The 26,443-nt window shown below is 70.0% G+C and carries 30 protein-coding genes and 3 pseudogenes; 16 read left to right on the plus strand and 17 right to left on the minus strand.

Annotated features, from left to right (window positions below):
• The first annotated feature begins 17 nt into the window (after positions 1–17).
• The 4 genes from G3I71_RS21665 (at position 18) to G3I71_RS21680 (ending at position 2,953) form a co-directional block, all read left to right on the plus strand.
• Complete coding sequence (locus G3I71_RS21665) at positions 18–242, plus strand: hypothetical protein (RefSeq protein WP_164316491.1); 225 nt, start codon at positions 18–20, stop codon at positions 240–242.
• Between the two features lie 88 nt (positions 243–330).
• The gene (locus G3I71_RS21670; RefSeq protein ID WP_203730986.1) at positions 331–570 is read left to right on the plus strand and encodes an MbtH family NRPS accessory protein; all 240 of its coding nucleotides are present in this window, start codon (positions 331–333) and stop codon (positions 568–570) included.
• Positions 567–2,507 (plus strand): condensation domain-containing protein, encoded by a 1,941-nt coding sequence (locus G3I71_RS21675; RefSeq protein ID WP_164316493.1) that lies wholly within the window; start codon positions 567–569, stop codon positions 2,505–2,507. Before G3I71_RS21670 ends, G3I71_RS21675 begins: the two co-directional genes overlap by 4 nt.
• The gene (locus G3I71_RS21680) at positions 2,504–2,953 is read left to right on the plus strand and encodes a condensation domain-containing protein (RefSeq protein WP_239149285.1); all 450 of its coding nucleotides are present in this window, start codon (positions 2,504–2,506) and stop codon (positions 2,951–2,953) included. The genes G3I71_RS21675 and G3I71_RS21680 overlap by 4 nt, the downstream gene beginning before the upstream one ends.
• An 82-nt stretch (positions 2,954–3,035) precedes the next feature.
• Here G3I71_RS21680 and G3I71_RS21685 read toward each other — a convergent pair whose 3' ends face one another.
• Entirely contained in the window at positions 3,036–3,203 is a 168-nt protein-coding gene (locus G3I71_RS21685) for a hypothetical protein (protein WP_164316407.1), read from the minus strand.
• Here G3I71_RS21685 and G3I71_RS52935 point away from each other — a divergent pair.
• Positions 3,133–3,294 (plus strand): annotated as a pseudogene (locus G3I71_RS52935) (hypothetical protein); the annotation flags it as partial. The gene G3I71_RS21685 and the pseudogene G3I71_RS52935 overlap by 71 nt on opposite strands.
• Before the next feature lie 125 nt (positions 3,295–3,419).
• On the opposite strand, the gene G3I71_RS21695 reads toward G3I71_RS52935, so the two are convergent.
• Together G3I71_RS21695 and G3I71_RS21700 are read right to left on the minus strand one after the other, a co-directional pair.
• The gene (locus G3I71_RS21695) at positions 3,420–4,136 is read right to left on the minus strand and encodes an HAD family hydrolase (RefSeq protein ID WP_164316495.1); all 717 of its coding nucleotides are present in this window, start codon (positions 4,134–4,136) and stop codon (positions 3,420–3,422) included.
• Positions 4,133–5,413 (minus strand): MFS transporter, encoded by a 1,281-nt coding sequence (locus G3I71_RS21700; RefSeq protein ID WP_275409247.1) that lies wholly within the window; start codon positions 5,411–5,413, stop codon positions 4,133–4,135. Before G3I71_RS21700 ends, G3I71_RS21695 begins: the two co-directional genes overlap by 4 nt.
• Positions 5,414–5,465: 52 nt before the next feature.
• On the opposite strand from G3I71_RS21700, the gene G3I71_RS21705 reads away from it, so the two are divergent.
• The gene (locus G3I71_RS21705; RefSeq protein WP_164316497.1) at positions 5,466–6,392 is read left to right on the plus strand and encodes a PfkB family carbohydrate kinase; all 927 of its coding nucleotides are present in this window, start codon (positions 5,466–5,468) and stop codon (positions 6,390–6,392) included.
• Here G3I71_RS21705 and G3I71_RS21710 read toward each other — a convergent pair.
• From G3I71_RS21710 to G3I71_RS21750, 9 genes are all read right to left on the minus strand, one after another.
• Positions 6,340–6,846: an NUDIX domain-containing protein gene (locus G3I71_RS21710; RefSeq protein ID WP_164316498.1), complete on the minus strand. Its 507-nt coding sequence runs from the start codon at positions 6,844–6,846 to the stop codon at positions 6,340–6,342. The two genes, G3I71_RS21705 and G3I71_RS21710, sit on opposite strands and share 53 nt — an antisense overlap.
• Positions 6,847–6,886: 40 nt before the next feature.
• Positions 6,887–8,155 (minus strand): UbiD family decarboxylase, encoded by a 1,269-nt coding sequence (locus G3I71_RS21715; protein WP_164316499.1) that lies wholly within the window; start codon positions 8,153–8,155, stop codon positions 6,887–6,889.
• Complete coding sequence (locus G3I71_RS21720; protein WP_164316500.1) at positions 8,152–8,736, minus strand: phosphoribosyltransferase; 585 nt, start codon at positions 8,734–8,736, stop codon at positions 8,152–8,154. Before G3I71_RS21720 ends, G3I71_RS21715 begins: the two co-directional genes overlap by 4 nt.
• On the minus strand, positions 8,733–9,890 hold the full coding sequence (locus G3I71_RS21725) for an IMP dehydrogenase (protein ID WP_203730988.1): 1,158 nt from the start codon (positions 9,888–9,890) through the stop codon (positions 8,733–8,735). Before G3I71_RS21725 ends, G3I71_RS21720 begins: the two co-directional genes overlap by 4 nt.
• 14 nt (positions 9,891–9,904) lie before the next feature.
• The gene (folE, locus tag G3I71_RS21730; RefSeq protein ID WP_343243028.1) at positions 9,905–10,504 is read right to left on the minus strand and encodes a GTP cyclohydrolase I FolE; all 600 of its coding nucleotides are present in this window, start codon (positions 10,502–10,504) and stop codon (positions 9,905–9,907) included.
• The gene (locus G3I71_RS21735) at positions 10,505–11,176 is read right to left on the minus strand and encodes a 7-carboxy-7-deazaguanine synthase QueE (RefSeq protein ID WP_343243029.1); all 672 of its coding nucleotides are present in this window, start codon (positions 11,174–11,176) and stop codon (positions 10,505–10,507) included.
• 148 nt (positions 11,177–11,324) lie between these two features.
• On the minus strand, positions 11,325–11,720 hold the full coding sequence (locus tag G3I71_RS21740) for a 6-carboxytetrahydropterin synthase (protein ID WP_164316501.1): 396 nt from the start codon (positions 11,718–11,720) through the stop codon (positions 11,325–11,327).
• 134 nt (positions 11,721–11,854) lie between these two features.
• A complete protein-coding gene (locus G3I71_RS21745; protein WP_164316502.1) occupies positions 11,855–12,034 on the minus strand; it encodes a (2Fe-2S)-binding protein in 180 nt (59 codons plus the stop codon).
• A gap of 105 nt (positions 12,035–12,139) precedes the next feature.
• A complete protein-coding gene (locus G3I71_RS21750; protein ID WP_164316503.1) occupies positions 12,140–12,460 on the minus strand; it encodes a hypothetical protein in 321 nt (106 codons plus the stop codon).
• A 35-nt stretch (positions 12,461–12,495) separates the two neighbouring features.
• On the opposite strand from G3I71_RS21750, the gene G3I71_RS21755 reads away from it, so the two are divergent.
• The 10 genes and pseudogenes from G3I71_RS21755 to G3I71_RS21795 all read left to right on the plus strand — a co-directional run bounded on the left by G3I71_RS21755 (position 12,496) and on the right by G3I71_RS21795 (position 20,650).
• Positions 12,496–12,849 (plus strand): hypothetical protein, encoded by a 354-nt coding sequence (locus tag G3I71_RS21755; protein WP_164316504.1) that lies wholly within the window; start codon positions 12,496–12,498, stop codon positions 12,847–12,849.
• 723 nt (positions 12,850–13,572) lie between these two features.
• Positions 13,573–13,671, plus strand: a pseudogene (locus tag G3I71_RS52940) (HAD family hydrolase); the annotation flags it as partial.
• 30 nt (positions 13,672–13,701) lie between these two features.
• Complete coding sequence (locus G3I71_RS51270; RefSeq protein WP_239149274.1) at positions 13,702–13,857, plus strand: hypothetical protein; 156 nt, start codon at positions 13,702–13,704, stop codon at positions 13,855–13,857.
• Positions 13,854–14,717 carry an HAD hydrolase family protein gene (locus G3I71_RS21765; protein ID WP_164316505.1) on the plus strand — a complete coding sequence of 288 codons (864 nt, stop codon included), beginning with the start codon at positions 13,854–13,856 and terminating at the stop codon, positions 14,715–14,717. The genes G3I71_RS51270 and G3I71_RS21765 overlap by 4 nt, the downstream gene beginning before the upstream one ends.
• 5 nt (positions 14,718–14,722) lie before the next feature.
• The gene (locus G3I71_RS21770) at positions 14,723–15,367 is read left to right on the plus strand and encodes a hypothetical protein (RefSeq protein ID WP_164316506.1); all 645 of its coding nucleotides are present in this window, start codon (positions 14,723–14,725) and stop codon (positions 15,365–15,367) included.
• On the plus strand, positions 15,364–16,323 hold the full coding sequence (locus G3I71_RS21775; RefSeq protein ID WP_203730990.1) for a hypothetical protein: 960 nt from the start codon (positions 15,364–15,366) through the stop codon (positions 16,321–16,323). The genes G3I71_RS21770 and G3I71_RS21775 overlap by 4 nt, the downstream gene beginning before the upstream one ends.
• Before the next feature lie 61 nt (positions 16,324–16,384).
• Positions 16,385–16,573: a hypothetical protein gene (locus tag G3I71_RS21780; RefSeq protein ID WP_164316507.1), complete on the plus strand. Its 189-nt coding sequence runs from the start codon at positions 16,385–16,387 to the stop codon at positions 16,571–16,573.
• Complete coding sequence (locus tag G3I71_RS21785; RefSeq protein ID WP_164316508.1) at positions 16,561–16,776, plus strand: hypothetical protein; 216 nt, start codon at positions 16,561–16,563, stop codon at positions 16,774–16,776. Before G3I71_RS21780 ends, G3I71_RS21785 begins: the two co-directional genes overlap by 13 nt.
• Positions 16,777–16,971: 195 nt before the next feature.
• Positions 16,972–18,189: a helix-turn-helix transcriptional regulator gene (locus G3I71_RS21790; protein ID WP_164316509.1), complete on the plus strand. Its 1,218-nt coding sequence runs from the start codon at positions 16,972–16,974 to the stop codon at positions 18,187–18,189.
• A 775-nt stretch (positions 18,190–18,964) separates the two neighbouring features.
• Positions 18,965–20,650, plus strand: coding sequence for a HEAT repeat domain-containing protein (locus G3I71_RS21795; RefSeq protein WP_164316510.1), 1,686 nt, complete (start codon positions 18,965–18,967; stop codon positions 20,648–20,650).
• An 88-nt stretch (positions 20,651–20,738) separates the two neighbouring features.
• On the opposite strand, the gene argG is transcribed toward G3I71_RS21795, so the two are convergent.
• From argG to G3I71_RS21820, 5 genes and pseudogenes are all read right to left on the minus strand, one after another.
• Entirely contained in the window at positions 20,739–22,193 is a 1,455-nt protein-coding gene (gene argG / locus G3I71_RS21800; RefSeq protein WP_164316511.1) for an argininosuccinate synthase, read from the minus strand.
• 65 nt (positions 22,194–22,258) lie between these two features.
• A pseudogene (locus G3I71_RS21805) lies at positions 22,259–22,536 on the minus strand (VOC family protein); the annotation flags it as partial.
• 39 nt (positions 22,537–22,575) lie between these two features.
• Positions 22,576–24,099, minus strand: a complete 1,524-nt coding sequence (locus tag G3I71_RS21810; RefSeq protein ID WP_164316512.1) for an aldehyde dehydrogenase family protein — start codon at positions 24,097–24,099, stop codon at positions 22,576–22,578.
• Positions 24,100–24,344: 245 nt separating this feature from the next.
• Positions 24,345–25,625 (minus strand): GAF domain-containing protein, encoded by a 1,281-nt coding sequence (locus tag G3I71_RS21815; protein ID WP_203730993.1) that lies wholly within the window; start codon positions 25,623–25,625, stop codon positions 24,345–24,347.
• 106 nt (positions 25,626–25,731) lie between these two features.
• Positions 25,732–26,331 (minus strand): N-acetylmuramoyl-L-alanine amidase, encoded by a 600-nt coding sequence (locus tag G3I71_RS21820; protein WP_164316513.1) that lies wholly within the window; start codon positions 26,329–26,331, stop codon positions 25,732–25,734.
• Between the last annotated feature and the right edge of the window lie 112 nt (positions 26,332–26,443).

The following is a 26,443-nucleotide window of genomic DNA, read 5'->3' on the forward strand; positions in this document are numbered from 1 at the left end:
CAATTTCCCTCTCTGTGATGTCGCGCTCCGGTTCGCCCTGCTTCGGCACGCCCGAAAACTGTGAGGTTGAGATGAGTCGTCGTATCAAGAGGGCATTCGGAGTGACGGTCCTCTCCGTGATTTTCACCCTTCCCGTGATTTCCGCCGCGCAGGCGACCGAGGCCGACTCCGCGTCGACCGGTCAGGAAGTCTCCGTTCAGGACACCGCGCAGGCGGCGCCCGACAACTGGGCGTGGGACTGACTCCGCGGACTCCGCTCGGGTCCCTTCCCCACAATCGGTCGACGTGCTGCTCATCGAGAAAAGAACCCAGCTTAAAGAGTGAGGCGTGATGTCGAATTCCATCGACGACCCGAATGGTCGTTTCTTCGTGGTGGTGAACGCCGAAGGCCAGCATTCGCTGTGGCCCGAGTCCGTTCAGGTGCCGGACGGTTGGACGGTTTCCCACAGTGCCGCCGACTGTGCTTCCTGCATTCACTTCATCAACACGAACTGGACAGACATGCGACCGCTGAGCCTGGTCGCCCACATGGCGCGGACCGCGTCGTCCGAGAAGGAATCCGTCCGATGAGCGCCACCTGCCCTGCGCGGCAGGCCGTCCCGCACGCACGTCTCGATGCCATGTCCCCCGCGAAACGGGCGCTTGTGGCCAAGCGCCTCGCCGGACGCGGCGCCCGGACCGGCGACTCCGTCGTCCCCGTGCCCCGCGACGGCCGGTTCGAGGTGTCGGCCGCACAACGACGCCTGTGGTACATGGACCAGCTCAGCCCGGGCAGCGCGGTCTTCGACCTGTCCGTGGCGCTGCGGCTCACCGGTCCACTCAAGTCCGAGGTGCTGCAGACAGCGGTGCGCCAGGTGTTCGCACAGCACGAGTCGCTGCGGACAGTGTTCCCGGCCCCCGGCGGCAGCCCGGTGCGGCGGATCCTGCCGGAGATCGAGGAGGACCTCACGCCCGTTGTCCTGATGGACGACGCGGGCGCAGGGGCGGGACTCGTCGCGGCGCTGGAGGCCGAGGCCGCTCGGCCGTTCCCGTTCGAACACGGGCCGCTCGCCCGCGTCCGGCTCTTCCAGTGCGACCCTGCGGAGCACGTCCTGCTCCTCGTCATCCATCACAGCGTGTGCGACGGCTTGTCCATGAGCTTGGTGATCGACGAGCTGATGAAGCTCTACACGGCCGGTGTCCGGGGCGCCGAGGCCGAACTCGAGCCGCTGCGGGTGGAGTACGCCGACCACACGGCCTGGGAGGCCGAGCCGAGGCGCGATGAAGAACTCGCTCCGCAGCTCGACTACTGGCGGCGGACGCTGCGGAGGGCGCCCGCAACCGTCGACCTGCCGATCGACTGGCCGAGGGCCGCGGTGCAGAGTTTCCGCGGCACGCTGCACCGGTTCACGCTGCCCTCGGGCATCTGGCCGGCGGTGCGGGAGGTCGCCCGCGCCGAGCAGGCGACCCCGTTCACGGTGCTGCTCGCGGCCTTCTCCACGCTGTTGTCCCGTTGTTCCACGCAGGGCGAGGTCACGGTCGCGACGCCCGTCGCGAACCGGCCGCAGGACGAGATCCAGAACGTGGTCGGCTTCTTCGTGAACTCCATCGCCCTCAGGGTGGACACCTCGGGCAACCCCGCCTTCAGCGAACTCGTCGGCCGGGTCCGCGACGTGACCCAGGAGGCGCTCGCCCGCAGTCCCGCCCATGCGCCCATAGCCCAGGTGAGCTTCGCACTGCTGGACGACCGGGCCATGGACGACGCGATCGGTGGACTGCGGGTCACCACCGTCGACCACCACACCGGTACGGCGAAGTACGACCTGACGCTGGAGCTGTGGCCGGACAGTGCGGGCGAACTGCACGGCACACTCGAGTACGCCACCGACCTCTTCGCCCCGACGACCGTGACCGAGCTGGTCCGGCGCTTCGGCACGCTGTTGGGGCACCTCGCCGCCGAGCCCGGTACGGCCGTCGGACAGGTCCCCCTCCTCCCTGACGAGGAGACCCGGCGGATCGAGGGGGCCTGGCGCGCCGCCGACGGGCCGGTGCCGTTCGTCGGGCGGTGCGTACACAAGGAGTTCGAGCGGCAGGTCCGCCGTACGGCGGACCTGCCCGCACTCGTCGCCGGTGAGCGCACGCGTACCTCCGACGGCGAGATCGACTGGCCCGCCTTCCCCCACCCCACGGGCGCCGACAGCGCTGTACCGGACGGTGTGGCGGACCTGCCCAGGACACCGCTCGAGCGGACCGTCGCCGAGGTCCGGGGGCAGGTACTCGGACTGCCCGAGGTCGGGAGGGACGCCGACTTCCTCGCACTCGGCGGGCATTCGCTGGTGGCGACACGGGCCGTCGCCCGGCTGCGGGACGCGCTGGGTCCGGACATCCCCCTGCGGGAGTTCCTGCGGTCGTCGTCCCCGGCGGACCTCGCGGCGAGGACCGAGGGTCTCGGCGTCGCGCCGAAGCGGCCGCGGGTCGTGCCCACGCCGCGCACCTGTCGTATGCGCAGGGCAGGCTCTGCTTCCTGAGTCGGCTCGCGGAGGACAGCTCGTTCTGCAACATGCCCATCGCCCTATGGCTGGACGGCATGCTCGACCGGGCCGTGCCGGGGCAGGCGTTCACGGCGCTGTGGGCCCGTCGCGACGGGCTGCGGACGTACTTCCCCTCAGTGGACGGCGAGCCGAAGCGGGCGATCCTGCCGGCCCGGAAGATGCCCGTCGAGGAGGTGCACCCGGACGGGGAGGCGGAGCAGGGGGCGCTCGTCGGCGAACGCGTGGACCGGGAGGCTCGTACCCCCTTCGACCTGGGCGAAGGACCCCTGTTGCGCTGCAGGCCGCTGTGCCTCGCGGCGGACGCGCACGTATTCACGATGACCCTGCACCACGCGGTCTCGGACGGCCGGCCGGTTCCATCGTGCTCGGCGAACTCGTCGTCCTCTGCGGCGCCTTCCGCCAGGGTGAGCCCTCACCGCTGAAGCCGATCCCGCTCACGTACGCCGACCACACGCGCTGACAGCGTTCGTGGCTCAAGGGCGCCGAGCCGGACTCCCGGCTCGGCTACCGGAAGTGGACGCCGACAGACGTGCCCGTGCTGGCGCTGCCGACCGACCGGTCGCGGCCCGCGGTGCAGAGCTTCTGAGGCGCACGCCACGAGATGCGCTGGAGCCCGGAGTTGTCCCGGTCCGCCACCGAACTCGCCCGCCGCGAGGGCGGGACGCCGTCCATGGTGCTGCTCGCCGGGTTCGACGTGCTGATGGCTCACTCCAGCGGCCAGCGGGACATCACCGTCGGAACCCCTGTCGCGGGCCGCACCATGACCGAACTGCAGCCGCTGGTTGGCTTCTTCGCCAACACCCTCGCTCTGCGCGTCGGCGTGTCCGTCGCGGTCCGGTCCGGTCCGGACCGCGACGGACAGCAATTGATTTCGGAGAGTTCCCGAATTCATCGCTCAGGCCGGTTCCAATCGTCCACCACGGTCAATACGTCCTTCAACGTTCTGACCACCGCGTCCGGCATCGCGTCCCGCGTTCCCAATTCCTGCTCCGGAATGCTGCTGTGCGGCACCAGAATGGTCCGCATTCCGGCCTGCTGAGCCCCGTACACGTCCTCGAAGGCCCGGTCCCCGACGAATGCGCAGGCACCCGCCGACACCGCGCCCAGCTTCGCCACCATCGCGGCGAAGATGTCCGGGTGCGGCTTGGTCCACGCCACCTCGCTGGAGTAGACGGTGGCGTCGACGTGGCCCAGTACCCCGTCCCGCTCGAAGATCTCGTCGTGCCAGTCGGCCGGCCACAGGGTGTTGGAGAGCACGCCGATGCCCAGGCCCCGCTCGCGCAGCCCCTCCAGCGTCTCCGGGGCCTGCGGGTCGATCAGGGTGTGTGCTTCCCAGGCCTGCTGGTAGGCCGACAGGGCCCGTGGTGTGGGCGTCACCCCGGCGCGTTCGAAGACCTCGTCGAGCCGGGCCGAGCACTGAGTCTCGCGGCAGCGCGCCATCAGCTCCGCCTCGGCTCGCAACAGCCTCTCGCCCACCTCGGGCGCCTCCCGCGCGCCGACCCCGTCCAGCGAGGCCGCGGTCTCCTGCCAGATGCCCGGCAGGTCCACCGTGTGCCACGGGGTGAGGGTGCCCGCCCAGTCGAAGATCACGTACTCGACGGTCATGCCGCCTCCTTCACGCTCGTGTCGCCGTGCGCCGACTGCCGCACGGCAATCTGCAACAGCACCAGGCCCGCCACGCACACTGCCAGCAGACAGGGGCCCACGGCCCACCAGCCGTCGACCGCCGTCACCGCGAGCCCGACCAGGGGCGGTGTGGCCAGTGCTCCGATACTTCCCAACTGGGCTATCAGACCGTTGGCGGCACCGAGGTCGGAGGCGGCACGCACAGCCAGCGGCACCGCCGCGAACACCGTTGCCACCACCAGTTCGTTGGCGAGCGCGACGACGAAGGCGCTGCCCACCGACAGCCCGAGTCCCCCCGCCCCGGCGAAGGCGGCGAAGGCCCCCGCCGGCATCAACAGCGAGACCAGGAAGAGGTACGTCGTGCTGACGCCCCGCACCAGCAGCCAGCTCGCAAGGAACCCACCGGCCACTCCGGCCAGCGACACCACCCCGGTCAGAGCACCGGCCGACTCGGTGGACAGGCCGAACTCCTCGTGCAGATAGGTGGGGTAGAGGGTGACGCAGGCGACGATCGACCCGCTGACCGTCGCGAACCCGGCGGCCAGCGAGGCGGGACGTGCGAGCCGCCGCACCCGCGCCGCCCGGTCCTGGCTCCCCGGCCTCGTCGCGTCCGCCCGCGTCGCCACCGCCACCGCCGGCAGCCGGGTGGCACCCGCCGCGACCACCAGCGTCGCCACCGCGGCCACCGTCAGCCAGCCCCGCCAGTCGAGCCACGCGGACAGCACTCCGCCCGCGAAGGAGCCGAGCGCCAGACCCACCGGCATGAACGTCCCCCAGATCGCCAGCGCGCCGGTCAGTCGCCTGCCGTCGCCCAGCGCGAACAGCAGGACCGGGGCGACGATCACCACGACGACGTACCCCACGCTCTCCGCCAGTCGGCCGCCCAGCATCGCGCCGAAGCTGTCGGTCCGGGCGCAGAACAGTCCGGCGAGCCCCATCACCACGAGCCCCGCGACCAGCATGTGGTGCGGCGGCAGCGGCCGGAGCAGATAACTGACGAACAGACCCAGTACGGCTGCGACCGCGGTAACCATTGAGGTCAGCAATGCTACTTGGGTCAGGGAAAGAGAGAGGTCCGCGCGCAGCGCCACAGATATCGGCGTCATTTTCCCCATACTTGTGGCGGCGAAGACACCGGCCAGATAAATTAGGCAGAACTTCCACCGGAACGCGCGAGTCTCGCGCCTGTCCGTGAGTTCTTTCGAGGCCGATTCAATTCCCTTGCCCCGACTGGCGACTTCGGTATCCTCTGTCATCAATGCCTTTCCTCTCTCTTCGATTTCCGGGGGTCATTCCGTGGGGTGTGACGTGCTCGTGCTGGGCTCGCTCGTGGTGGACCGCAAGTACTTCGCCACCGGCACCCTGGGCGGGGCCGAACTCTGGGGCGTGCAACGGCACTACGGCGGAGTCGGCCGCAACATCGGGGTCAACGCGGCCCGGCTCGGAGCCCGTGCGGTCTTCGCCGGCCTGTCCGGGTTCGGTCAGGACGCCGCGGACATCGAGGCGGAGCTGACCGACCTCGGCGTAGGGCTCCACGTGCTGCGTACCGCCGACGGGACAGGCCGCTGGGACGTCCTGCTCGACGTGGAGGGACGGCAGATCACCTCCCGCATAGCGCTGCCCGACCCGGCCGCCGCCAAGTCCCTCGCCGGACCCGCCCTCGCCCGGACCGTCGCAACGGCGAAGGCTGTGGTCGCCGAGGGCGGGCTCGACGAGGACCTGCTCACCTGGGTGTCGGGGGAGGCCAGGAACAACGGGACACCGATGTGCTGTCTGCCCACCCGGCAAGGGGACTTCGGCCCGCGCGCCCATCTGCTGCCGCTGTACGACGTGCTGCTGCTCAACGCCCGTGAGGCCGAGGCACTCACCGGACGGCGGGCCACCCCGGCCGAGCAGGCGCAGCGCCTGCTCGGGCTCGGACCCCGCGTCGTCGTGGTGACGGCGGGTGCGGCCGGTGCCACCGTCGCCTCCACCGAGCAGCCCGTACCGCTGACCCTGCCCGCCGAGGCTGGGCCCTGCGCCGACGACACCGGGGCCGGCGACGCCCTGGCGTCCGCGTTCGTCGTCCACCTCGTACGGGGTGCGAGCCCCAAGGAGGCATTGGCCCTGGGGCTGCGTGCGGCACGGCTGACGATCGGCTGCCGGCAGAGCACCTGCCGGACCCTGGCAGCGGACCCGTCGCTCACGGCGCACCGCACCGGGCGGTCGAAGCCACCCGGTGCGCGTGCATCGTGATGCCGTCCGCGGCCAGCGCCCGGGCAACGGTCTCCTTGTCGTAGGAGGCCAGCCCGGCGTCGGTGAGGATCTGCAGATCTGTGGAGTGCATGTCGATCTCACCGATCCGGGCCTGCCGGATCGCACCGACGTTGTCCCCGGCGAATCCGGGCCGCAGCGCGTAGGCACCGTCGGCCAGGAAGGCGAACATCAGCAGGTGATAGCCCCCCTTCTCCCAGATGCCGGTGAACTCGTAGACGGCGAACAGCGAACAGGACCGCACGGCGATGCCGGTCTCCTCGAGCGCCTCCCGCCGCGCCGCCGCCTCCGCCGGTTCGCCCGGCTCGATACCACCTCCGGGCAGCAGCCAGTTGTCCGCGTACGGCCCCTTGAGCTGGCGGATGAAGGTCACGGTGCCGTCCGGCCCGGGGATCACCAGCAGGGCCGCGGGCAGCGCTCGTGCGAATCGGTCCATCGTCGTGCAGTCCTCGTTCGGTGCGGTGTCGGTGCGGTGTTCAGTACTCGGTCGGCCAGCCGTCCGGTGGGATCACCAGGGCCAGTCCGATCCGTTCCCCCTCCACCCGGCCCTTGCGGTAGTAGGGCTCGGTCCGGGTGGTGAAGCCGTAAGTGGCCAGTGCCTGACCTGGGTTGGCGAGGTCGGGACCGCAGATGACCACCTTGGAGCGTACGTCGAAGGCCATCGCCTCGCGCACCAATTCCTGGCTCGGCGCGTCCGTTTCGATGTACGCCAGGAACTCGCCCCGCGCCCTGATCGAGTAGTGCACGGACCTGATCGGATACCCGAGGCCCTGCAGATGGGCGTACATCAGGTACTCGTTCTGGAAACTCATCAGGGTCAGCCCCGACCGGGCTCCCGCCACGATCGTCGGCCACGGCGCACCCGGCGTGGCCGACACCCCGGTGACGGTGAGGACATTGCTGCGCCGCGCTTCGGCGTAGTAGCCCTTGAACTCGCCGAACGGCCCCTCGACCTCGTCCCGTTCCTCGACGAACCCGGTGACGACATGGGTGGCGTCGTCAGGCACCGGCGGAAAACCGCCCACGCCGAGCGAGCGGCCGAGGAGCCGCGCCGCGATCTCGTAGTCGTCGCCCTCGGCCGGCAGCCGCGAGGCGGCCACCACGGTCAGCGCCGGGTCGGCGCCGAGGAACAGGGAGATCGGCATGGGGCGGCCGGTCTCCAGCCAGGCGAGCAGATTGCGGTGCCCGTCGGTGCGCGGGTCCAGGAAGATCCGCGCCTCGTCGGGGCCAACCACCTGGGTGCGGTAGAAGCCCAGGTTGACGCCGCTGCCGTCGGGCCGCGTGGTCACGCCGACCCCGGCCGTGATGTACGGCCCGGCATCGGACGGCCGGTGCCGGAGGATCGGCAGGTCGTCCAGCAGCCCGGGCAACTCCCGCCGCGCCACGGCAGGCCGGGCGGCGGTACCGGGCGGCGGGACGGGCCCGGCGAGCCGCCGGGACATCTCGGGAAGATGCTTCTCCTCCGTCGTGTCCAACGCGGCCAGGAGCACCTCCCTCGGATACGGGTGGCACAGCACCCCGGACCCCGGCCGCTCGGCGATGTCCGTGAACACCACCGTCGGCCGGGCCCCGTGCTCCTTCTCGATCCCGGCGAGCGTCTGCGCGACCTCGACCCGGCTGCTGATCCGCCGGTCGTACGTGTACAGGTCGACGGCGTCGTAGCAGCCGGGCAGCCCGAGTGCGGCGGCGTCGGCCGCCCGGGCCAGCCCGCTGCCCGGGAAGCCGCCGCCCGGTCCGCGGCTCACCGGCGCACCCGTGCCGCGGCCGGGAACGGACGGCAGTTGTCCGTGGCCTCCCGGGCCGTCTCCCAGGGGAAGACGATCCAGTCGTCGACGACCGCCGGGCAGTGGTCGGGTTCGTAGCCGCTGCGGTGGTTGCGTACCACCGCAGCGAACCGCACGTCCTGCCGGGCGATCCCGGCGGCGGCCAGGAACTCCAGGACCGTGTCGGCGGTCGCGCCCGTGCCCACGATGTCGTCGACGACCAGCACTTTGTCGCCGGCGCTCAGTCCGACGGGTGGCGGGCCGTCGACGACGGGCCGCTGTTTCGCGGCGTACCGGCTGTCGTCGGCAGTTCGGCGCACCCGCAGGGTGTGCATCACCGGCACGTCCAGCGCGCAGGTCAGATACCCACCCGCCGCGAGCCCGCCGCGGGCCACGGCGAGCACGGCGTCCGGCACGAAGCCGACGGCCCGTACCTCGTCCGCGATGTCCTCCAGGAGTTGCCCGAAGGTGGCCATGTCGAGCAGGTAGGGGCCCTGCCTGGTCCACATGCCGGGCCGCTCGCCCGCCACGGCGTCCTGCGCGGTGGCCTGAGTCCCGCTCATCCCGCCACCGCCTTCGCGGCATGGTCGGTGTCGATCTGCACCGAGCGTTCGCGTGCGTGCGGCACGTTCTCCGCGCGGCCCGCGGCGGTCACCCGGATGAACTCGGCCTGCGCGCGGAAGGCACCCAGGTCGCGGGCGCCCGAGTAGCTCATCGCGGACTGCACGCCACCCACCAGCTGCCGCAGCGCACGGGTCAGCGACCCGGAGGCCGGGAAGGTCGCCTCGACGCCCTCCGGCACATAGTCGTGCAGCTCCTCCTGGGTGACCGTGCCGCCGGCCGCCCTGCGCAGGGTGAGCTCCATGCCGAGGGAGACGAAGCCGTTACTGACCCGGTAGTGGCGGCCGTCCCGCTCCACCGGGGTGGCCTCGCTCTCGTCCGCGCCCGCGAGCGCCGAGCCCAGCATCACCGCGTGCGCCCCGGCCGCGAGGGCCTTGGCGATGTCACCGGCCTGCCGGATGCCGCCGTCGGCGATGATGGTCACCCCGGCCTCCGCGGCCGCGTCGGCACAGTCCATGACGGCGGTCAGCTGCGGCACGCCGGTGCCCGCGACCAGCCGCGTGGTGCACACGCCGCCCGGCCCGATCCCCACCTTCACCGACTGGGCACCGGCCGCCGCCAGATCCCGTACGCCCTCAGCCGTGGCCACGTTGCCCGCGATGAGCGGGGTGCCGGGATACGTGGAGTGCAGTTCCTTGACGGTGTCGATCACCTGGTCGCTGTGCCCGTGCGCGACGTCCACCAGCAGGATGTCCACGCCGTGCGCGACCAGTTGGGCCGCGCGCTCGCGCCAGTCGCCGGTGCCGCCGACGGCCGCGCCGGCCAGCAGCCGCCCCGAGGCGTCGAGTGTGGCACTCTCGGCCTGCTCGCCGTCGACCTGTACGGCCTTGACCGCGTCCAGCTGTTCGACCTGCTGTTCGACGGTCTGCATCCGGTGCAGGATGCCGAGGCCGCCCTGTCGCGCCATCGCCGCGGCCATCCGGTTGCCGGTGCACCACTGGGTGTTGGCCGAGATGACCGGCACCCTCAGGGTCAGGCCGGGCAGCAGTTCACTGCTGGTGTCGGCCTGCCGCCTGCTGGTCAGCGAGGTGCGCCGGGGCACGAACAGGACGTCGTCGAAGCTCAGTCCGGTCCGCCTGGGTTCGGAGATCCGCATGCCGTGTCCTTTCTTCAGCAGGTGCGGTCGTTGGTGAGCGCGATGAGTTCACTGCGCAGCGCGGCGTCCTTGAGCGCACCACGCCACACGGCGGTGGTCATGGTGGCGGGCGTGCGGATGCCGCGCATCGCCATGCACAGGTGCTCGCCGCGGCCGACGACCGCCACGTCGGGCGAGCCGGTGAGCCGCTCGATGTCGTCGGCGATCTGCTGCGACAGTTGCTCCTGCGACTGCAGCTTGTGGGCGTGCTGGTGCGCGATCCGGGCGAACTTGCTGAGGCCCAGCATCTTCTGCCTGGGGAGATAGCCGATGGTGATCCGGCAGGAGAACGGCAGCAGGTGGTGCTCGCACAGCGACCACACGCTGATGCCGGAGACGGCGACCAGGCTGCCGCTCGCCGTGGTCTCGAAGAGGGTGTCCACGCTCCCGGGGTCGTACCCGGTGAACTCGCGCCACCACCGCGCGTAACGGGCCGGCGTCTCCTGGAGCCCCTCACGGTCCGGATCCTCGCCGATCGCGACCAGCAGCTGGCGGGCGATCGACTCCAATGGGTCCCTGTCCTCCCCTTGCAGCAGGGCCAGGTCCTCGGTCAGTACTTCGATGCTGCTGCTCACTCAGACACCCCGTCTACTTCCCCACACGTTGACATGCAGCCGTCCGGACAGATTCCACTTGCGTGCCGTCACTTCTTCGGCGAGCGTGCGCATTCCCGAGTCGATCTCCTCGGGGGACTGCCCCCTGGGCATGACCCACACGTTCTTGAGATCGAACCGGCGCACCAGTTCATCGACCTCCGCCAGATCGCCGGTGTCGCCGCACACGAACTTGAAGGAGACCCAGGGCAGTTGGGCGAACCGTCGCAGAGCCTGCGGAACGATGCGCCGCTCCTCGGCGACTCCCGAGTGCGCGAGTTTGGGAGACACGTTGAAACGGGCCCCGGTCGCCACCAGCGCGTCGCACGGCTCCAGGGTGCCGTTGGTCTCGAACTCGACCGCCACCCGGTGTTCTCCGAGGGCTTGGATCACGGGCAGTACCCGGTCCTGCTGGCTGAGCGGTTCACCGCCCGATATGACGATCAGGTCGACACCGAAGCCGAGCAGTCGCTCGGTGACCTCGGTGACGGTCATCGCGTGCAGCTCGTCCGCCGCACGGTAGGCGATGCCGGTGTCCGACTCGCCCTTCCAGTCCCACGTGTACGGTGTGTCGCACCAGCGGCAGGTCAGATTGCAGCCGCCGAGACGGAGGAACGCACACGACCTTCCGGTGGAAGGCCCTTCGCCTTGTATGGCGTTAGGTGGGTCCGAACATCTCGTTTACCACGAGCTTCGGAACCGCCATTTTCACCACCTCCTTGAGCCCGACCGGGCTCGTCGATTCAAAACGGCGTGCGGGTGGTCGTGCAGAACTCGTCCGGTAACCCGGTCGTGTACGCGGTCAGTCGGTGGGTCCGGCGGGCCGGTACGTCGCCCATGTCCTGGGCGTTTCGGAGATCCGCACGGCGGTCAGTTCCGGGAAGTCCGCAGCCCACGTCCGGTAGATCCACATGGCAAGGTGCTCGGCCGTGGGATTCACCTCGGGCAGCACGTCGTTGAGATGCCGGTGATCGACGGTGTCGTCGAGCCACTTCTTGACAACGCCCAGTTCGCCGTAGTCGCGCACGAAGCCGGCTTTGGCCAACCGGTCGGGGTGCCCGCTCAGTTCGAGCATCACGACGTAGTTGTGGCCATGCAGTCTGCCGCACTGGTGGTCCGGTGGAAGGTCGGCCAGTTGGTGGCTCGCGGAGAAGTGGAACTCCTTGGTGATGGACAGCACGGTCCGGGTCCTCTCCATGGTGCTCGGATGGCGTTGAGTGCCTGCAGAGATCCTGCGGGCTGTGAAGGTTCGGTGTCATGACATGCCGGTGGCCGCTGGCGGCCATGACCGCCATTGGCCAGACGTGACCGGAGGGCCGACCGCGCGGCCGGTCACTCGTTGAGGAGTTCCTCGAGGTCGGTCAGGCAGTCTCCCCAGCCCGTACTGGCGGCGGTGGGCCGCCGGAGGGCAGGCACGTCGCGAACGCCCGAGGCCCGTGCGGCCAGGACGACGCTCTCCGGGACGGGTGCGCACAGGCAGACCAGTGGGTCCTGGGGTGGAGACGACGTCATGCGTCGCACCCCACGGTCTCGCCCAGCAGGGCCAGGGCGAGGTCGAGGACGTCCGCGATGACGTCCGGATCACTGTCCGCGATGACCAGCGGGGGTGGATGTCGATCACGTCTGGGGCCATTCCGGTCGAGGCGACGACGAGCCCGGTCCGCGGGTCGGCCGACAGGCACAGGCCTCGGCCGTTCCGGTGGCGATGATCGGCAGGACTCCCGCGTCGTTGCAGTCGATCCAGCCGGCGAGGACGGTCAGGACGTCCGGCATGTCGTTGAACAGGTGGTCGGTCACCACCCGGGCGCCCTCGCTGTTCCACTGCGTGGCCCAGGAGATGCCGATGATGTCCTTGAGCAGCCGGGCGCTGAGGCCGGGGTCGGCGCGTGTGGAATGCCCCAGGGAGGGCCGTGCTCCGTGGCCGAGCAGCATCGGCACGATCCGGTCGAAGCCCGGGTGGCGGTCGACACCGTGTGGGCGTCGGGGGAGAGGGCGTCGGGGGAGAGGACGATGCAGCACAGACCGAGGTCACCGAGGCGGGCCGGCCGTTCCCGCTCCGCAAGCGTCGGCGCCCACACGGTGTCGGCCGGCGTGCCGGCTTGGCTGGAGAGCAGCGGGCCTTCCAGGGCGACGCCGACGACGTGTGGGATGCGTCCGGCACGCCTCATGGCGTCGTAGCGGCGCATGAACTTCTCGAACTCGTCCAGCCGGTGGTGGTGCAGGTACAGGGTCGGGATGCTGAGGACCCCTTCCCGTGCGCAGACGTGATCGAGGAGTTCGAGGTCGAGCAGGGAGAACTCGGAGAAGTCCACGTCGGCAAGCCATGACAGTGGGCGTCTACCGGAAGCAGCGGGTTATGGGTCTGCTCGGCCGGGCCGGACAGGTTCTCCATCGTTCATCCCTTTTCGCGATTCCTGTTGAGTGTTGTCAAATTTGGCTTGACATTACTTGACAGATGGTGTCGGAGGTCGTTGGCCGCACTACCAGGGGTGTCTGAATCAAGAGGGAAGTTGAGCTTGATAATCGACTGGCAGCTCAGCGGCGTCGGCGTTGCCAACTACTGTCAAGTTCCGACTTCCATGCTTGACTGACTTGTCAACGCGGCCTTAGGTTTATCTGGCAATCGCGATCAAGTGAGCCAAGGGGGGGCGGCAGGTGGACCACGAGTCGGTCGTCTTCGACAACAGCCGTGTCCTCGTGGGCAGTGAGGCACTGGGCAACCGTCTGCCGGCCGCGATGCCGACGGACGAGGTGGCGCCGACGACGTTCGCCGAGGCCGTCGAGCACTACCTCGGGAAGTCCTTCGCGGACATGGCCGAAACGGTCCGCCGACGAACCGGCACGACGGTCCCCGACGACTTCGGACGCCGCTTCCACGCCCGGCTCTTCGACGCCTTCGCGCGGGAGCTCGCCGCGGTGGACGGAGTCCACGAGTTGCTGGACGACCTCGATGCCCGCGGTATCCCCTACTGCGTCGTCTCCAACGACACCGCCGAGCGGGTCGTCGTCTCACTCGGCCTGACCGGCCTCGCTCCCGGCTGCAAGGCCGGATCTTCGGCGCCGACCAGGTCGACCGCCCCAAGCCCGCCCCCGACCTCTTCCTCCACGCGGCACGGCGCCTCGGCGTGGACCCCCGGGCATGTCGGGTCGTCGAGGACGGCGCACGGGGAGTCGCTTCCGTGAGGGCAGCCGGCGTGAAGGTGTTCGGCCTCGCGACGCTCACGCCGCGCACCTGGCTCGTCGCCGCCCACCGTGTCCTCGGTTCCATGGGGGAGTCGCGCGAACTGATCCCCGCGCTCCTTCCCGGCCGGCTCCTGGAGGAGGCTCGCCGATGACCGACCACCGCCACCCCGGACTGCACGTCCTCGATCTCGACGGAACTCTGCTGCGTTCTGACGCCACACTCGGCGCGTACGCCCGCGACGGACTCAACGCGCTGCTGGACGCGGGCACTTCGCTGACCGTGGCCAGCGCGCGCAGCGCCGTCGCCATACGCAGTCTGCTCGCCGGCGTGCGGCTGACGCTGCCCGTCATCGAGCTCAACGGCGCATTCCTCACCGACCTCGCGTCCACCCGGCACCTGGCTCACCGCACCCTCGGCCCGGACACGGCCACCGCCGCGCTGGACGCGCTCACGCAACTCGGCGCAGAACCCGTGCTGACCACCTGGGACGGCACCCACGACCGTGTCCTGCACGGACCCTGCAGCAACTCGGCCACCGCCTGGTACGCGCAGGAGAAGCGCGCGCACGGCGATCCGCGGATCAGCGCCTACCAGGACCCGTACGCCGAGGTCGTCGGCACGCGCACCGCCGCGGTGATCGCCTTCGTCCCCGACGAGCAGGCGAAGACCGCCGTCATGGTCCTCGAGGAGGCTCTCGGCGCCACGGCCACCGTCCTGGCCGCCGCCAACCGCTACGTACCCGGCTGGACCGAGGTCCAGGTCGCGCACCCCGAAGCCGAGAAGGGCTTCGCTGTGCGCGAGTTGGTTCGCACCACGAGTCTCGGACACCTGCCCCTGACCGTGTACGGCGACCACCTCAACGACCTGCCCATGTTCGCCGTCGCCGACCGGGCCGTCGCCCCCGCCAACGCTCACCCGGACGTCCTCGCGCGGGCCACCGTCGTCACAGCCGCCAACGACGAGGACGGCATCGTCCGTTACCTGCTGGACGGGGCGGCCGGGCTGTGCTGAACGTCATGGAGGGTATCGACGGCAGCGGGAAGTCCACGGTCGCGCGCCTCGTCACACAGGAGCTCGAACCGGGCAGCACCGCCCCCACCGGCAGGAAGCACACCGTGGCGGCCGATCCGGGAACCGAGGCGAGCGCCGACCTGCTGCGCGAGCTCATCTGGTCTTCGCCCGAGAAGCAGGGCGACACCTACGGGGCCGCGCACTGGATCCTGCTCATAGCCTCCTGGTATGCGGGTCCGGCCCGGCTGCGCCCCGATCTGACGGACGCAGGCACGCTCGCCGTGCTGGACGGCTGGTACTACCGGGACATCGCCAAGACGCTGGTCCGTGAACCCTTGGACACGCGTTGGGCCGAGTCGCCTTTCGACCCGGTCCCCGAACCCGCCCTGACGGTCCTGCTCGATGTCGCGCCCGAGGTCGCCCGGGCGCGTCGCGACAACTTCAAGGACACCGAGATCGGCTGCTGGGACGGCTTCACGGGCTCGTCCCGAGCGTCCTTCTTCGGCTACCAGACGCTCGCGTGCCGCGAGCTTCTGCACACGGCGAAGGCCCGCGGCCGGCCCGTACCGACCCCGGACGCGGACGATCCGCCGGAGCGCACCGCGGACGCCGTGGCAACAGCGGTGCGCGCGCTGAGGAGAACGCCATGAGCCCAACCCGTGATGTGGTCGGCACCTCCGACCTCGATGTCTTCGCCGACACTCTCGCCGACGTCATGGCCGGGCGGTGCCCGGCGGACGAACTCGGTCGGCTGCCGGCCGCCGGTTCACCGGTGGCCCGGCGGATCCGCAGCGAGTACGAGAAGACACCCGCCACGGCACCGATCGCCCAGACCGCACAGGAGTCGCCGGTCTCGCACGGCGGGCCGCTGCCCGACCCGCTTCCGTCCCAAGGCGGAACCGTGGTCGATCAACTCGACCGACTCACCGTCGACTGGACCGACTTCGAAGCGGCGGGCGAGATCACCCGCGACCTCGTCCAGCGCATCGCGGACGACAAGGAGTCCCTGCGCAAACTCGTCTACGACGTGGAGAACAAGCCGGAGCTCCTCGCCATGTGCGAGCGCCACCAACTGCTCGACTACATCGTCCTGTACGACGCGCTCGACCGGGGTATCCGGCTGCACCTGCACATCTCCACCGACGATCACTTCGACCGCCCGCACGACCACAGGTTCTCCTTCTCCAGCCGCATCGTGACGGGCGGTTACACGCACACCTGGTACCACACGGACGGCGACATCTACGGCGACGGCCCCGACCCGGAGGCGCGCCAGCACCTCGACCGTCACCACCCGGACCCGCGGGCCCTGGGCAAGCTGGAGAAGCTGACGCCGCACATCGTGCGCCGGGAGGCGCCGGGCAGCTGCTACACGCTGCACCACAGCGCAATCCACACCACGTTCACCACCCCCGACACCGTTTCCCTCTTCCTGCGCGGGCCGGCCGAGAAGGACCGATCCGTGATCATGGACAAGCAGGAGGGCATCCTCTGGTGGCGCTTCGGTCACCAGGACGAGCCCGAGGAGCGCCGCCGGCAGAAGGCTATGGGTCTCGACGCCTACCGGCAGATCCGCGAACGCCTGGAGCGGCTCGGCGCCATCTGACCGCCCGCGCGGTCATGTTCCGTACCGGACCATTGGTGCCTTCTGAGGAGAACACCTCGCCATGAGCATCGAGACGGCAGACCGGGTACACGCCAACAACACCGCAGTCGCACTCTTCGAGGACGTCGGGCCCATCGACTGGGACGACCTGCCGGCGGCCGAGCTGACCCAGCGGCTCATCCGCGAGTTCGCCGCCGACAAGGCCTTGTCAGCGGCGCCGGCCTGCCACCGGAGTCCATGCCGGACTTGATGAAGGCGATCGGTTCGGTCCTCCCGCTGCGCCACGCCATCGAGGACCTGCGGGCCCTCTTCGACGGCGCGTCGTTCGCCGTGATCTGGTCGAGCCTGGGGCGGGAGGCTGTGGTCGCGCTGGGGTATGCGTCGCCGGCGTACGGCCTCCTCCGGTTCTTCGAGCGGCGGGGGCGGGCGAACGCGGCCCTGGAGGTCATGTGAGGCCCGGGTCCCGATGGGCATTGCTGCAGCGAGTCAATTGTTGACCGACTGATTCTGCTGGATATTGCCAATCAAGGCAATATTTTCCAAGGTTGCCAAGGCGTGGGATCATGCGGGGGTGGGTCACTGGACTCACCCCCGTCCGGGCGTCGTTCCCGCCGGGAGGAGGAAGAGACTTCCGCACAGAGGTGCAATGTGCTCCAGCAGCCAGCATTCGGCAAGCGCCTGCGCCAGCTCAGGCAACACCGTGGCATCTCACAGGTTGACCTCACCGGACCGGGCATGTCGGCCGCCTATCTGTCGAGGCTGGAGTCCGGGAACCGGCGGCCCACCGACCGGGCCGTCGCCTACCTGGCCGAGCGGCTCGGGGTGCCCAGGGAGACGTTCGAGGACGACCGGCCCGAGGACAGCCTCACCGACCTCGTCGCGACCGTGGCCGCCACGCCGGAGCGTGATCTCGACAGTGACACAGGCAGGCTCCTCACCCAGGGCCTCGACGCGGCCGGCGAAGCGGACCCGCTGACCCGCTGGCACGCGCTCACCCAACTGGCCCGGGTGTACGAGGTGGTGGGCGACTTCCGTAAGGAACACGAGGCCCTCGTCCGCCTCAACGCTCTCAGCGAGGAACTGGGACGCGCCGCGTTGCAGGTTCGCGCCCGGCTCAGGCTCGCGCGCTGCGCCCGTGACCTCGGCGACGCGAAAGCCGCCCGGGACGCGGTGACCGAGGTGCTGGCTCTCCGCGACGAGCGTCAGCTGCGGCTCTCCGCCGCCGAACTCGTGCGGAGCAAGCTTCTGTTGGTGTCGGTCCAGGCCGAGCTCGGCGACCTGGCGGCAGCCGCGCGGCTGGCCGACGAGGTGTGCCAGTCACTGCGGGGAACGACCGGGGTGCTCGCGGCCGAGGCGTTCTGGAGCGCCGGCACGGTGGCCGCCCGGCAGGGCAATCACGCTGCCGCGACGGAACGCCTGCTCGAGGCCATGGCTGCCGTGGACAGTCATGACGACCTGAAGCTCTGGATCCGGCTCCGGCTGGTCGGCGCGTCCCTCTCGCTGGAGGCCTCACCGCCGCGGGTGGAGGACGCCGAGTCCTTCCTCGCAGAGGCCGAACCCGCCCTGAAGCTCATCGGAACCCCGCGCCATCAGCAGGAACTGCTCTATGTGCAGGCGAAGCTCGCCTTCCACCAGGGCGCGACCGACCGTGCGGGCGAACTGCTGACGGCGGGCGAGGACGGCCGGCAACTGCTGTCCTACCGCGACCAGATTCGCTACGACGTCCTGCGCGGCCTGCTCGCCCTGCGCGCGGGTGAGCAGGGCGCCCTCGGCCGGCTGCGGGAGATCGCCGCCAGGGTGCAGGCCGGGAACATGCCGGACCTGGCGGCCGAGGTGTGGCGTACGGTCGCTGAGAACACGATCTAGAGGAATCGCTCAGGGCCGTCGCGACCGGAGAGCACAACCGGTCCTGGCCCCGGCCGGGGCGGTCGGTGTCTGTGGGAGAAACCGGGAGTTGGCGCGTGAGCAGGGCTCGGTCGAGAGCAGGCCATCGCGCAAGTCTCCCTGGTGAAAGCGTAGTTCGACCGGCGGAGTGCACGATTGTCTTGTCCCGGTCTGTCCTGCTGCAGCTGCTCAGCCCCCTACATACGGCCGACGGAGTCGAGACGATCAGGATGCTGTGCGGGTGCATCCTGCAGGGACTCATCGAGGCCGAGGCGACCGAGGCCATCGGCGCCGCCCAGGGCGAGACCGTCACCTACTCCTGCGACCTGGCCGGCGATCGCCTGACCCTGGCCTCGCCCTACGGCGCCGTCACCCACCACCCGGCCGGTTCGGCGACATACGTACAACGCCCGCGACCAGGTGACGTCCGACGGCACGTGCACCTACGGTGCACGCCGCGTGGCACGATGTCCGCCGAGGACTCCATGGTGGCGTACACCTTCGACACGTACGGCCAGCAGTTGACCGCCCGTGTGACGGCGTACACGTACGCGCTGGGCCGTGCGATCACTGCCGGCTCGAACACCCTCGCCTGCCCACCAAGGTCCGTCATGGGGGAAACATCTCCACGCCGAAGAGGTCCCGGATCGGCGCACCTTCAGTGTTCGACTGGTGACGCGTGCTTGCCACCGGAATTCGCACAACTCTCGAGCCGTCCGAGCAGTCATTCTCATAGCGGGATTCGGAGGGGGAGCGCATGGGTGGTGTTCGGGGTGGTGGGGCAGTCGGTGCCACGCATCAGGTTGCCTTTCTTTCGCGGGAGTTGTCGGCGGGGGAACCCGGGCGGAGAGCAGCCGCCGTCAAAGGGCTTGGGCGGGTGGGGCGGTGGGCCGCCGGCGAGCACGGTGACGTCGTCGCCGGGGTGGGCGCGGCAGTCGTCGGGACAGCTGGGGATTCCGACGCCCTGGTTCGGGCCGGAGTCGCGGACGCGCTCGGGTCGCTGGGGCCGCTCGGCGGTGACGAGGCCAGCCCGGTGGTCGTCGCGTTGATGGGGGACCCCGATCCGTCCGTACGGCGTCGGGCCTCGCTTGCCGCCGAGCGGCTGGGGCTGACCGGGCCGGACGTCACGGAGGCGTTCCGGCGACTGGCGGAGGACACCGACTGGCATCTGCGAGTCAACGCGCTGGTGGGCCTGCACGGCCGGGGCGAGACCCTCGAACCGGCCCTGCTCGTAAGGTTGGTCGGCGACACCGAGCCGCTCGTGTGGGGACACGCGCAGCGCGCCCTCTACGCCTCGCTGAACCAGAAGCCCGTAGTGGAGCAGCTCTTGAACGCCGCCCGGTACGGCCACGGCCTCTCGCGTGCACGAGCGCTGGAGATGCTGCCCGCGCGGCACAGGCGCGGTCTGCGTGGCTCGCTCCTCGACGGCCTGCGCGACCAGTGCCCCGAGGTACGGCGGGTGGTCGTGGGGCTCCTCGCCGACGACCAGCGGCACGGCCCGCCGGACGCGCTGCTGTCATCCTCGTGGCTGTCCGGAACGGTCGACGCCCTCTTCACCGCACTGCGGCGGTCCGGAACGGCCGAGTCACTCCTGCCGGTACTGCGACCGTCGGGAACGGCCGACACGTTTCTGTCGGTACTCGAGGCCGAGACCGACGCCGAGGTCGCCGCCCGGCTCCTGAGCGCGCTCGGCGGGTGGGGGGACGTCCGTGCCGTGCCCGCCGCCGTACGGTGGCTCGACCACCCGGAAGCGGGCCCCAGTGCCGTACGGGCGCTGGCCGCCATCGGTACACCGACGGCGGTCCGGTGGATCAGATCGGCCGCCGTTTCCGCCCCCGGGCCCGACCCGGGTCCCGGTCTCGGCCATCCTTACGTCCGGGCGACCGCAGCCACTGTCCTGGGCGAACTCGTGGCCCCTGGGGCCACCGAGACGCTGCTGCCGCTCCTGCGTGATCCGGACCAGCAGATACGGGCCGGGGCCATCAAAGGGCTGGAGCACCTGGGCCGGCACGGGCTGCCTCGCCGGGACCGGGACGCGACGGCCGAGGCCCTGCTTGGCCTCCTCACCACCGACGAACCGAACCTCTGGCACACCCGTAACGCGCTCGCCGGGTACCCCGAGATCCTCCCCGCCCTACGTCGTGTGATCGACCACCCGTCCGACGAGGTCACGGCGACCGTCCTCTCACTCCTGGACGAGGACGACGAGGGAGACGTCTCCCTCTTTCTGTCCCACCTCGACGACCCGTCCGAATCGGTCCGCCACCAGGCCCTGTCAGGGATCGACCGCTACGTCGACGGGTACGGGCAGCTGCCCGCCGCACCCCCGGGCGTCGATCTGCTCGGCGTACTCACCGCGTTCTCCCAGTCACCCGCCTCCCATCGCATCCGATACGCGGCAGGACGGGTCCTCGACGCGCTGAGGACGAGCGGGCACCCCTGACGGGGTCGCACGGCTGCGTATGCGAAGAGGCCGGCTCGACATCCGTCGTAGAGCCGGCCTCTTCGTCAAGTCCTGTCGTCGCTGGAGGTCAGTCCGTGCCGGACTCCATCGCGGCGCGGTCCAGGAGCGCGGCCTCTTCGGAGACCTCGCCGCGCGAGGCGATGGCCTCGGCGCCACCCTGCGGCAGCTCCGGCATGGTGCCGATCAGCCCGGTGGCAGCAGCCTGGGAGGCGCCGATGGTGGGGCTGCCGGTGCCGATCAGGCCGAGGCTCGCGTACTGCTCCAGCTTGGCGCGCGAGTCGGCGATGTCGAGGTTACGCATGGTGAGCTGGCCGATCCGGTCCACCGGGCCGAAGGCCGAGTCCTCGGTGCGCTCCATGGACAGCTTGTCCGGGTGGTAGCTGAAGGCGGGGCCGTTCGTGTCGAGGATCGAGTAGTCCTCGCCGCGCCGCAGGCGGAGTGTGACCTCGCCCGTGACCGCCGCGCCGACCCACCGCTGCAGTGACTCCCGGATCATCAGGGCCTGCGGATCCAGCCAGCGGCCCTCGTACATCAGCCGGCCGAGACGACGGCCCTCGGTGTAGTACTGCGCGAGGGTGTCCTCGTTGTGGATGGCGTTGACGAGGCGCTCGTACGCGGCGTGCAGGAGGGCCATGCCGGGGGCCTCATAGATGCCACGGCTCTTGGCCTCGATGATGCGGTTCTCGATCTGGTCGGACATGCCCAGGCCGTGGCGGCCGCCGACGGCGTTGGCCTCCATGACCAGGTCGACGGCGGAGGCGAACTCCTTGCCGTTGATGGTGACCGGACGGCCCTGGTCGAAGCCGATCGTCACGTCCTCGGTGGCGATCTCGACCTCGGGGTCCCAGAACCGGACGCCCATGATCGGCTCGACGGTCTCGACGCCGGTGTCCAGGTGTTCCAGGGTCTTCGCCTCGTGGGTGGCGCCCCAGATGTTGGCGTCGGTGGAATACGCCTTTTCTGTCGAGTCCCGGTACGGCAGCTGGTGGGCGACCAGCCACTCGGACATCTCCTTGCGGCCACCGAGCTCGGTGACGAAGTCGGCGTCCAGCCAGGGCTTGTAGATGCGCAGGTGCGGGTTGGCGAGCAGGCCGTAGCGGTAGAACCGCTCGATGTCGTTGCCCTTGAAGGTCGAGCCGTCGCCCCAGATCTGGACGTCGTCCTCCAGCATCGCCCGGACCAGCAGCGTGCCGGTGACGGCACGGCCGAGGGGGGTCGTGTTGAAGTACGCCCGCCCGCCGGAGCGGATGTGGAACGCGCCGCAGGTCAGCGCGGCCAGGCCCTCCTCGACCAGGGCGGCCCGGCAGTCGACCAGGCGCCCGATCTCGGCACCGTAGGTCTTCGCGCGGTCGGGCACCGAGGCGATGTCGGGCTCGTCGTACTGGCCGATGTCGGCGGTGTAGGTGCACGGGACGGCACCCTTGTCGCGCATCCACGCGACCGCGACCGAGGTGTCGAGCCCGCCCGAGAAGGCGATGCCGACGCGCTCGCCGGCAGGAAGAGAAGTGAGGACCTTGGACATAGAAATATTATGCAGGAGAATGCATGGTCATGCAAAATCGGGTTGGGGGATTCCGAGGTGATTCAGCTCCCGGCCGCCGTCGGCTTCGCCGTGGTCGCGGTCACGTCGCTCACCTCGAAGGCGACCCGGATGTGACCGGCCACGCGGCGGCCGGCCTTCACCTCGTCGATGAACTCCGCGCGGTTCGCCCGGCCCGCTCCGGGGATCGGCACCCGCCCGCCGTCGGACGAGAACGCCACCCGCTCGGGAGGCCCGGCACATCGCGGTGGAAGTGCAGCGCGGCGTCGTAGTCGGCGGCCGTGACGACCGGACGGATTACCCGGACGGCGGGTTTGTCGGACACTTCTGCCGTGACTCCCTCGGTCGGGCCGTCGGTGGAGTGCTAGAAGAACCCGAGTTTCTTGGGTGAGTAGCTGCAAAGAATGTTCTTCGTCTGCTGATAGTGGTCCAGCATCATCTTGTGGTTCTCACGGCCGATCCCGGACTGCTTGTAGCCGCCGAACGCCGCGTGCGCCGGATACGCGTGGTAGCAGTTGGTCCACACCCGGCCCGCCTGGATCGCGCGGCCCGCCCGGTACGCGGTGTTCATGTCCCGGGTCCACACGCCCGCCCCGAGACCGTACAGCGTGTCGTTGGCGGTCCTGATCGCGTCGTCGAAGTCGCCGAACGAGGTCACGGACACCACGGGCCCGAAGATCTCCTCCTGGAAGATCCGCATCCGGTTGTCGCCCTCGAAGATGGTCGGCTGGACGTAGTACCCGCCCTTCAACTCACCGTCGTACTCGATGCGTTCGCCACCCGTGAGGATCCTGGCCCCCTCCTGCCGGCCGATGTCCAGATACGAGAGGATCTTCTCCAGCTGGTCGTTGGAGGCCTGCGCGCCGATCATCGTGTCCGTGTCGAGCGGGTGCCCCGGCTTGATGAGCTCGGTGCGGGCGACCGCCGCCTGGAGGAATTCGGCGTAGTTGCCGCGCTGGATCAGCGCACGGGACGGGCAGGTGCACACCTCACCCTGGTTGAGCGCGAACATGGTGAAGCCTTCGAGCGCCTTGTCGCGGAAGTCGTCGTCCGCCGCCCACACGTCGTCGAAGAAGATGTTCGGCGACTTGCCGCCCAGCTCCAACGTGACAGGCTTGATGTTCTCCGAGGCGTACTGCATGATCAGCCGCCCCGTCGTGGTCTCACCCGTGAACGCCACCTTCGCCACCCGCGCGCTGGACGCGAGCGGCTTGCCCGCCTCCACCCCGAAGCCGTTGACGATGTTCACCACACCCGCCGGCAGCAGGTCCGAGACCAGACTCATCCAGTAGTGGAGGGATGCCGGAGTCTGCTCGGCGGGCTTGATCACGACCGCGTTGCCCGCCGCGAGCGCGGGCGCCAGCTTCCAGACTGCCATCAGGATGGGGAAGTTCCACGGGATGATCTGCGCGACCACACCGAGCGGCTCATGGAAGTGGTACGCCACCGTGTCGTCGTCGAGCTCGCCGAGCGACCCCTCCTGCGCGCGGATCGCTCCCGCGAAATAGCGGAAGTGGTCGATGGCGAGCGGGATGTCGGCGGCGAGGGTCTCCCGTACCGGCTTGCCGTTCTCCCAGGTCTCGGCGACCGCCAGCGCCTCGAGATTCGCCTCCATCCGGTCGGCGATCTTCAGCAGGATGTCGGACCGCTGGGTCACCGACGTACGGCCCCAGGCCGGCGCCGCCGCGTGCGCCGCGTCGAGCGCGAGCTCCACATCCTCGGCGGTGCCCCGCGCGATCTCCGTGAACGGCTGCCCGTTCACCGGACTCGGGTTCTCGAAGTACTGCCCCCGGGTCGGCGGCACGTACTCGCCGCCGATGAAGTGGTCGTAGCGCGCCTGGTAGGAGACGATCGCGCCGTCGGTACCGGGCGCCGCGTAACGGGTCATGATGGCCTGCCTCCTTCAGCAGAGCCGCCCGCCGTTGGGCCGCTCTCGCCGCGAGGCTAGAAGCAGCGAGGTTGCAGACAGGTTGCGCACGGATGCCTGGGCGGTGGGGCGGGGTTGGGTCCGTGCGGGGTCAGCCGCGGGCGTGTGATGCCTACGAGGGCGGCGCAGCGTGGGCTTCCGGCAGTCGTCGGACACCCGCCTGAGCCATGTGACCTGCGCCCCCGGCCTCCGGTGCCGGCGTTCTGTCAACGCCGGGCGGACAGATGTGCCCAACGCCGCGGCGCGGCCTGTTCCGACTCCAACTCGTTCAGGCGTGCCCGTACGGCCGCTGTCGGTCGTACTGCCGCGAGCGCACGCCATACGTCGAGGTCGTCCTCGCCCCACGGCGTATGGGCCCAGTCGGCCAGCAGGTCCGGGTCCCGGCGGGCGACCAGCGCGGTGCGCAGTCCGTCGGCGAGTCTGCGCCGCAGCCGGGCCACCGCCGGAGCCCGGGAACCGGGCAGCAGCGGACCGGCATACGCCCGCACCGCCGTCGTGACCGCACCGGTCTCGATCGAGCGCTCCACGACCGCGATGTCCGACTCGACCGGCACCGTCAGCCGGTACGGGCGCGAAGCCAGCAACCCGGGCGCCAGGACACGGCGCAGCCGGGCCAGTTCGGCGCGCAGCGTCACCGGTGTCACCGACTCGTCCTCGTACAGGGCGCACAGCAGCTCGTCTCCGGTCAGCCCTTCCGGATGGCGGGTGAGCAGGACGAGGAGTTCGCTGTGCCGACGGCTGAGCCGCAACGCGCGCCCGGTGGCAAGCAGATGAGCCTCGTCACGGCCCAGCGCGGTCAGTTCGAGCGCGTCCGTGGCGGGGCCCGCCGGGGCGAGCAGCGCGAGCTGGGACTCGGCGGCCCGAGCCACCGCCTGCACGAACCCGAGGCTGTGCGGATGCGCGAGCCCGTCCCGGCCGGTGATGTCCACGGCACCGAGCACCCGTCCCGTGCGCGGATCGTGCACCGGAGCCGCCGCGCACGTCCACGGCTGCACCTGCCGGATGAAGTGCTCGGCCGCGAACACCTGCACCGGCCGGTCCACGGCGACCGCCGTACCAGGCGCGTTCGTACCGACCGCGGACTCCGCCCAGCGCGCCCCCGGTACGAAGTTGATCCGCCCCGCCTGCCGCCTGGTGGCCGGATGCCCCTCGACCCACATCAGTCTGCCCTGCGCGTCGCACACCGCGAGCAGATGCTCGCCGTCGGCGGCGAAGGTGCCCATGAGCTCACGGAACAGGGGCATCACACGGGCCAGCGGATGCTCCGCACGGTAGGCGCCGAGGTCGCCGTCCATCAGATCCACGCTTGCCGTGCCGTCCGGCCCCACCCCGGCCCGGGCGGAACGTCTCCAGGAGTCCGCCACCACGGAACGCACCGGCCTTGTCACCGTCCCCGCCTCGGTGAACGTTTCGTGCGCGCGACGCAGCACCCGTCCCCGTTCGACGGGGTCTGCTCCCTGTTCCAGGGCCACCCATGGATCGGTCAACTGGGCCTCCCGGAAGGCGATGCGGCTGGTGACATCGTCACTCGGGGGATGGACGGGGACAACCGTTTCGACGCCAGGAGACCGGTCGACGGCACCACCGCTTCGCTCAGGCGGTGTTGACGAGGCGTATGTAACGCGTCCAGTCCCAGTCGGGCCCGGGATCGGTGTGATCGGTGCCAGGCACTTCGTAGTGCCCGATGATGTGCGTGCGCTCCTTCGGTATGCCGTAGCGCGTGCAGATCGTCGCGGTGAGCCTCGCGGAGTTCTCGTACAGGGCGTCCGTGAAACAGCCGGGGCGGTCCACCCACCCTTCGTGCTCGATGCCGATGCTGCGCAGGTTGTGGTTCCAGTCGCCCGCGTGCCAGGCGATGTCGTGCTCCCGCACGCACTGCGCCACGTGTCCGTCGCCGGACCGTACGACGTAGTGCGCGGACACCTTCTTCCGAGGGTGCTGGAAGACGGCCAGGGTGTTGGCGTAGGACGTCTGGGTCACATGAATGACGACGAGGCTGGGGACCTGGGTCACCGGGCGGCTGGACGTCGTGTAGTTGGCGGCGGTCGCCGGCTCCCACGTGGCGAGCGGGTAGTCGAGGGACCGGGGCTGGGCGCCGACCCGAGGAGTGGGAAGCAGGGTGTAGGACCCGACAGTGAGTGCCGAGTTCTTCAACAGCTGTCGTCTGCTGGGGAACGACCTGGTCCGCTCCATGCGTGAAGTGCCTTTCGACGGCGGGCAGGGGACTCGGGGCTGTGGAGGGACTGGGGGACTACTGCATATGGGACGCGTTGGTGTGCCAGGAGTATGCGGAAGCCTGAGAAGT

Origin of the sequence: Streptomyces sp. SID12501 (assembly GCF_010550245.1) — a bacterium.
Lineage (GTDB): Bacteria > Actinomycetota > Actinomycetes > Streptomycetales > Streptomycetaceae > Streptomyces.